The 704-nt window shown below is 68.2% G+C and carries 1 protein-coding gene; it reads right to left on the bottom strand.

Annotation, left to right across the window (positions count from 1 at the left end; all coding sequences use genetic code 11):
* Positions 1-704: glucose-6-phosphate dehydrogenase (locus KUM32_RS36210; protein WP_217146144.1), on the bottom strand; the 704-nt coding region annotated here is incomplete at both ends.

Genomic DNA, 704 nt, shown 5'->3' on the forward strand with positions numbered 1-704 from the left:
GCCGAACCGGATCGTCACGCCCTCGTCCGGCTGCACCCGGATGACCAGGGCGTTCTGCCCCAGCTCCTGGGTGTCGGTGGTGTCGAAGGGGGAGTGCGGGGCGCGCTGGAAGACCACCGCGATCTCGGTGACTCGACGGCCGAGGCGCTTGCCGGTGCGCAGGTAGAACGGGACGCCCGCCCAGCGGCGGTTGTCGATGCCCAGCTTGATGGCGGCGTACGTGTCCGTCTTGGACTGCGGGTCGATGCCCTCTTCCTCGAGGTAGCCGCAGACCTCGGTGCCGCCCTGCCAGCCGTGCGTGTACTGGCCGCGCACGGTGTGCCGGCCCAGGTCGTGCGGCAGCTTGACGGCCGTGAGCACCTTGAGCTTCTCGGTGACCAGGGCCTTCGCGTCGAAAGAGGCCGGCTCCTCCATGGCGGTCAGCGCGAGGAGTTGGAGCAGGTGGTTCTGGATGACGTCACGCGCGGAGCCGATGCCGTCGTAGTACCCGGCCCGGCCGCCGATGCCGATATCCTCGGCCATGGTGATCTGCACGTGGTCCACGTACGAGCGGTTCCACAGCGGCTCGAACATCGTGTTGGCGAAGCGCAGCGCCAGGATGTTCTGGACCGTCTCCTTGCCCAGGTAGTGGTCGATGCGGAAGACGTCGCTCGGCCGGAAGACCTGGTGCACGACCTGGTTGAGCTCCTGCGCGCTGGCCAGGT

It is taken from the genome of Streptomyces sp. AC627_RSS907, assembly GCF_019049165.1.